Source organism: Agathobaculum sp. (assembly GCF_022775115.1).
Lineage (GTDB): Bacteria > Bacillota > Clostridia > Oscillospirales > Butyricicoccaceae > Agathobaculum.
On sequence record NZ_JALFLA010000014.1, the window covers coordinates 1 to 6,914 of the forward strand.

At 61.4% G+C, this 6,914-nt stretch carries 3 protein-coding genes; all 3 read right to left on the bottom strand.

What is annotated here, in order from left to right; genetic code table 11:
* The coding region (locus tag MR935_RS01900; RefSeq protein WP_290570547.1) for a VirD4-like conjugal transfer protein, CD1115 family at positions 1 to 1,821 on the bottom strand (1,821 nt) is incomplete at its 3' end.
* A gap of 6 nt (positions 1,822 to 1,827) precedes the next feature.
* The gene (locus MR935_RS01905) at positions 1,828 to 4,041 is read right to left on the bottom strand and encodes an S-layer homology domain-containing protein (RefSeq protein WP_290570549.1); all 2,214 of its coding nucleotides are present in this window, start codon (positions 4,039 to 4,041) and stop codon (positions 1,828 to 1,830) included.
* Positions 4,042 to 4,076: 35 nt separating this feature from the next.
* Positions 4,077 to 6,914 (bottom strand): SpaA isopeptide-forming pilin-related protein (locus MR935_RS01910; RefSeq protein WP_290570551.1); only part of this gene is annotated, 2,838 nt, incomplete at its 5' end.

The window sequence follows — 6,914 nt, forward strand, 5'->3', positions numbered from 1 at the left end:
CAGGCGCAGCGGCGGCACATAGGGCTTGGCCTTACCGTCCGCGGTCAGGCTAAGCGCCGGGTGGCGCAAGAGGTTATACTTGAAGTCGCACACCGGACGCTCACCGCGAATGAACAGCAGCGCATAGCGGTTGTCCAGCATCCGCACCTCGTCCGGGGTCATCAGCTCACGGCCGGTCTGCTGGAAGTTGCGCGTAAACGAGCCGTGACTGCCCTTGGTCTGTCCGGTCGTGCGCGTGTTGATCGTGGCCTTGCCCAAAAGCTCGGACACATACTTGTGAGTGCCCTGCTCATTGCCGCCAAGATAGAGAAACGTGTCACAGTTGCCCGTGAGATTTTCCCACGTCTTTTCAAACATCCCCTTGAGCTGGGCAAGGTTTTGCAAAATGATATTGCAGGAGATGTTATAGGAGCGGCAGGTGGCCAATGTCTGCTCAAAGTCATCAGACACCGGCACATTGGCAAATTCGTCCATGATGAAGCGCACATGGACGGGCAGTGTGCCGCGATGCTGCGCATCCGCGCGGTCATAGAGCTGCTGGAAGGCTTGCATATACATCATGCCGACAAGATAGTTAAAGGACTTGTCATTGACCGGTGTGCAGACGAAAATGGCGCGCTTTCGCTCACCGAGCGATGCAAAGTCCATTTCATCCGTCGCGGTCATATCCGCGATCTCGTCGATGAGGAAATGCTTCAGCCGGGATGTGGCCATGATGAGGATGCTCTTGGCGGTTTTGCCTGCCGCGAGTTTATATGCGGCATAAAACTGCACCGCAACATGGTCAGGGTCTTTTTGCGCCAGCTCCTGAAACAGCTCGTCCACGGGGTTGCGGGCGTTTTCGTCCTCCTCGCTGGCCTGCGCGTTGGTCAGCAGATACATGACGGTGGCAAAGTTTTTATCCTCCTCCGCGCCCTCATGGTAGAGATAGAGCATGAGCGCGGTCAGCAGCATTTCCTCGGCGCGCTCCCAAAACGGATCGTTGCTGCGCGCATTCTTTGCGGTGGTGGCGCGAAACAGCAGCGTAATGAGCTGCACCACATCCGCGTCCGACCGCAGATAGAGAAACGGATTGTAGGTGTTCGTCCGCCGCCGCTCTCCGGGCTTGAGGTTGAGCACCTTGACGTCGTAGCCTTTGGCCAGCAGCAGCGGCGCACAGTCCCGGAGCAATTCGCCCTTGGGGTCGCAAACAAGATAAGAGCAGTTGGCCTGCATGATACCCGGCTTACAGAAATAGCGGGACTTGCCCGCGCCCGAGCCGCCCACCAGCATGACGTTGAGGTTGTGTAGATGCCGGCGCACATCCAGTCCGATGCAGACATTCTGCGTCAGCGGGATGTTCTGGTCACAGGGCAGACGCAGCGCCCTTTCCATTTCCTGTGCGTCCTGCTGCGCCTGCGTCAGCTTTTTCCTGCGGCGGCGTTCACAGGGCTTGCGCGGCAGCGCCGCCAGCAGCGCGGCGGTCGCCTTGAGCCGCGCGAGCATAGACGCATGGTAGCGGTACTTGGCGCAGAGCTGCGCCGCCTTGCCCCATTGCGCCGAGCCGTGCTCCTCACCCGGACGGCGGTTTCGCTGGCTGTCTATGAACAGCAGCACACAGAACAGGTAAAGGAGCAGGCATAAGCCTGCGGCTTTTACGCTGTACGGCGTTATGGCAAGGCGCAGCGGATCCTCCATGGCCAGCGTCAGCGCGTCAAACCACGCGCCAAGCGAGCGTCCGGGCGCGGCGGCGCTGCCGCACAGCAGGCCGAACCACAGCACCGGCACGGCAAGCGCCGCCCAGAGGGCGGCGCTTGGCAGACGGTTTCTATCCGGTCGCATAGCCGCTCACCACTGGTAGGCGGAGGCCAGCCGGATTTCATTGTACGCCCAATGGCTTCCGGGCACATCGGTGTACGAAACGGTCAGTTTGCCCGATGCGGCGGTGCGTCCCATGACACGCACCGCGACTGCGGCCATCTCCGCGCGGGTGATGGCGTCGTGCGGACGGAACGTGCCGTCCGGGTAGCCGCCCATCCAGCCGCGATCGGCGCAGTAGGCCACAGCTGGGGCGTAGAGCGCGGCAGCAGGCACATCATAGAACCGTGCGACCGCGCTGTAAGCCGCCGTGGTATCCAGCCGGTAGAGCATTTCGGCCACCTCGGCGCGCGTGATGGCCGCGTCCGGGTGGAAGTAGGCGGCGTTCGCGTCGACCACGCCGCCCGCAACCAGCGCGCCCAGCGCGTCGGCGTAGTAGGCGGTGCTTTGTACATCGGCAAAGCCGGGTGCGGCATAGCTGCCTGCCGCGCCGCTCATGCGCGCCAGCAGCTGTACGGCCTCCGCGCGGGACATGGTTTTGTCCGGTGCAAACATACCGGCATAGCCGACCAGCAGCGGCGCTTTGACCGTGCGGTCGATGCGCAGCAGGCCGTTGCTGCCGTTGCCCTGTGCGGCTTTTACCGCCGTCGCGCTGATCGTCACCGGTGCGCGGACATCGTCCACATAAACCTTGACCGCGTCGGTGCTGCCGCGCTCTACGTCATAGGCGACACCGCCGACCACAATGGTGCGCGCGCCCGCGCTGGCTGTGGCGGATTGCGAACCGACCGTCAGCGTCACGGTGTCGACCGCGTAGCCGGTTTCGGGCTTTACGGTAAAGGTGACCGTGCTCCCGTGCTTGACCGTCCCGCCGGACACGTCCTTGGTGATCGTCAGGTGGGATGCCTGCTGCATCGTGACACGGTGGCTGGCATCCACACGCTTTGCGGTCGCGGAGACAGAAACGGGCTGGTCAATATCGCGCACATAGAGCTGCACCCTGCCGTCCGTGCCGGTCTCCAGCTTGTAGGCCGCGCCGCCAAGGCGGATGGCGGTCTCGCCCGCAGATACCGTGCGGCTGCTGTCGCCAATGCGCAGCGTGATCTCATCGAGCGCATAGCGCGCCGCGTCCGTCACAGCAACGGTAAATACAGCGTCCTCGCCCGCGCGGACGCTGTCGCCGCAGTCCTTGCTGATGCGCACACCCGTGCCGGCAGAGGTATGGATGGGCAGATGGTCACTGTCATAGGTGCTTTCCGCGCCGATGATGATGTTGTCCTGCAGGTCGGTGAGATAGACCGTGCAGGCCGCGTCATTGCCGGTCACACGGTAGGCGTTTTTGCCGACGAATACCGTGTTGGTGTTCGGTGTGCTGTACGCGGTCTTTCCACCCGCTTCGAGCGTCAGCGCGTCGATGGCATAGCCCCTGTCAGCAGAAAAGGACACGGTGTAATCCGTGCCCTTTTTGACGATATCGCGCGTGACCTCGCTGCTGATTCCGCGCCCGGTGCGCACGGTGATCAGCACCTCGCCGCTGTCCGGCTCACGCATGGCGGTCTGAAGCTCGATGCGCGCCGTGTCAGTCACGCTGCCGCAATAGACGGTGAGCACACCGTCCGCGTCCATGCGGAAGCGGTAGCCCTGCGAGACCTCATCGCAGCCGGGGGAGAGAATGACCGTGCTCTTGTTCTGGCCGACCGTCAGCACAGCGCTGGCGATATGGTGCAGATTGCCGTCCGGTCTGGCTGTTATGGTGTAGGCCGCGCCCTTGGGCAGTACCGCCGTGCCGGAGGACACGACCGCACCGCTCTGCGCCGTGGCCGTGACCGTGTACTCCATGCTGACCGCCTCGGCAGTCAGTGTGATATCATCCGCCGCCGCAGGCACGGAGACGGTCGCGCGAATGACGCTCGTGCCGTGCGCGTCGGTCTTGGATTCGTAGTGGATGGGATAGGTCACGCCATGCATCGTCAGGTCGGGATCGAGGGTGGATACGTCGGCGCGGTCGGTGAATGCGCCGTCCGTGATAACGAGATGGGCGAGGTCGTAGCCGTTTTCCGGGGCGAAGGCAAAGGTGCGGCTGCTGTCATCCGCCGCGACCACATGCCGCCCCACAGACGACACGGTATAACCCGTGCCGTTCTGTGTGGTGACGATGCGCTGTCCCTGCTCCGCTGCAAGGGCGGCAGGCGTAAGCGCCAGCGCTGTGGCCAGCGCCGCGCCGATGAGCTGCTTTCTTTTCATGGATAATTTTCCTCCTCGTATTGTTACACGATGTTTTACCAGCCGGTCTTGGGTAGGGTGGGCGCGGTGACGCGGTAGATGCTGGTTGTCCATGCGTCGTTCGACATGATCCACTGCTGGTTGTGCAGTCCGCCCACATCGGCCTTGTTGACAAAGGCCGTGCCTGCGACGGACGAGCGCACCGTACCGAACACATAGGGCATATCCACGCAGCGGAAGCCTGCCGGGACAGTGCCAAAGACGAACATAAAGTCCGTGACTACCTCGCCGGAGGCAAGGCCGAGCGCGGTGGGATTGGCCTGAATCGTGCGGTTTACCGCCGTGGACAGGTTATCCGCCAGTGTGCGGTACTCGCGGTTGAGATTGGTGCGGTAGACGATCTTGTAGGACAGGCGCGCGTTATAGGTGCCGGTCACGATCTTGTCGAGCTGCACGGCCTGATAGGGCAGCGTGTCGCGCCAGTAGAACGACTGGAGCGGCACGGTGGAATTGTTGGCAATGTGTGATACCGTCCAGCGCAGCGGCATACCGGGGACAACCTCTTTCGGGCCGCTCTTTGCGATGGATACATTGGTGTACACGCTTTCGTTGAGCACCTCAAGCCGCACAATCTGGCTGGCAAATTCGATCTCGGCTACAAAAGTCTGGCCGGATGCGCCGTAGTAGGCCGGGGCTTTGGTCTCCTTGATGGTGTAGCGGCCAAGCGGCAGCGGCTTGGACACGGCAAGGCCGCGCTCGTTGCTCACAATCGTGTCCACCACGTTGCCCGCCTTGTCGTAGATCTCAAAGGTCGCGCCCTGCAGCAGCGTACCGGCAGGCAGGCCGTTGATCGGGTTGTCATCCTTGGACTTCTTGGTGATCTGGATCTGCCCCTGCTGCGGGGTGTTCTCCCACACAATCTCGGTGGTCTCACCACGCCGCACACGGAAGGTTTTCTGCTGCTCATCACGAATGTAGCCCGGTGCGGCCGCAACCTCCTCGACGTAATACTTGCCCTCTTCCAGATCGTCCGACAGCTCGATATAGCCGTCTGAATCGGTCGTGTACTCGCCGATGAGCTTACCCTTACTATCCTTAATGAGAAAACGCACCCCGCTGATCGGCTGGCGCGTCACCGCGTCGATTTTACGGATACGCACACTGGACAGTTTGGCGTTTTCGAATTCGACCGTGGCAAGCTCCCCGGCCTTGACGATAACGTTCTGCGGGGTGCTGTCCAGCCGGTAGCCCTCCGGAGCGCTGATTTCCTGCACGACATACACGCCGTCCTCGATGCCGGAGACATTGACAAGGCCGGCAGAATTGGAGGTGTAAGTCCCAATAAGCTCACCCGTGACCTTGGTCACCTTGAATTTTGCGCCCGCAAGCGCCTCGCCTGTTCCCTTGACGGTCTTGCGAATTTGCAGGCCATACGCCTTGTGGTTGACAAAGGTGATGGTCTGCGTATCGCTCTCGTTCACGCGCACGGTTTGGGATGCCGTTTCGAGCACATAGCCGTCCGGGGCCTTAGTCTCGGTGATGATGTAGGTGTCCGGCTGAAGCTGACTGAGCACGATCTGGCCGTTGCTGTCCGTGACATAAATGCCGTTTGTGCTGGTAAGGCCACCGTCCGCGTCTACCACAGCGCCGGTGCTGGTCGTGATCTTAAACTCCGCACCCGGCAGCGGCTGCTTGGTTTCGCCGTCCACCTTGCGGATGATAAGCCCGCCCTCGGGTTTGTTCAAAAACTCCAGCGTGGTCACGCTGTTTTCTTTGATTTTCACCGTCTGTGCGGTATCGTCCAGAATGTAGCCGGGGATGGTACGGGTCTCCTTGGCGATGATGGTCATGCCGGGGGTAAGGCCGTCCACGCGGATCGTGCCTGCGCTGTCCGTTACAAACTTGCCGTTGCTGCTGCCAACGACCGCGCCCTCGCTGTCCGTGATAAGGAACTCAACGCCGGCCAGCGGCGCGCCGGTTACAGCATCCTTTTTAACAATAAGTAAACTGCTCTTGGGTTGGTTGAGGAACTCCAGCGTGACCGTCTCGCCGGATTTGATCTTGATGCTCTGCGGCGTATCATCCAGCATATAGCCATTCTTGGCGCGCTGCTCGACCGCCGTCACGGTGGTGTCCGGGTCAAGGCCGTCCACGCGGATCATGCCCGCGTAGTCAGTTACGAATTTGCCATTGTTGTTGCCCAGCAGCGTACCGGAGCTGTCCGTGATAAGGAACTCTACGCCTGACAGCGGCGCGCCTGTCACGGCGTCTTTCTTCAGTAGAATCAAACTGCCCTTGGCCTTGTTATCGAAGCGCACGGTGACAACCGCCTGCTCCTGCCCGGACAGATACACCGTCTGCGGCACAGCGCTCAGCACATAACCGTTCGGCGCGGAGATCTCCTCGACAACGTAAGTGCCGGCTTTCAGGCCGGTCACGACCACGCTGCCGTTTGTGCCGGTCTTGTATTCGCCAATGGTCGTGCCGCCCGTGCCGGATGTGCCGCCGAGGTAGCGCACCCTAAACCACGCGCCCGCAAGCGGCTTGCCCGTGCCTGCATCCTCCTTGACGATGATGAGCGCGGACTTGGGAACGTTCTCAAAGGTCAGGGTTGCCGTTTTGCCCGCTTCGACGAATACCGTCTGCTCTGCCGGGTTTGCCAGCTCGTAGCCCTCGGCAGGCTCGACCTCGACTGCCTTGTACCAGCCCGTGTCCGTGTTTTCCAGCACGATTTCGCCGTTCTCGTCCGAGAAATAATAGCCGTCCTTCAGGCGCTTGTAAGTACCGTTCTGTGCGTCTGCTACGAAAATCTCAAACTTCGCGCCCTTGATGCCGCTGCCGACCACGCTGTCTACCTTGCGGATGACCAGCCGGGGCTTTTTGGTGTTCTCGAT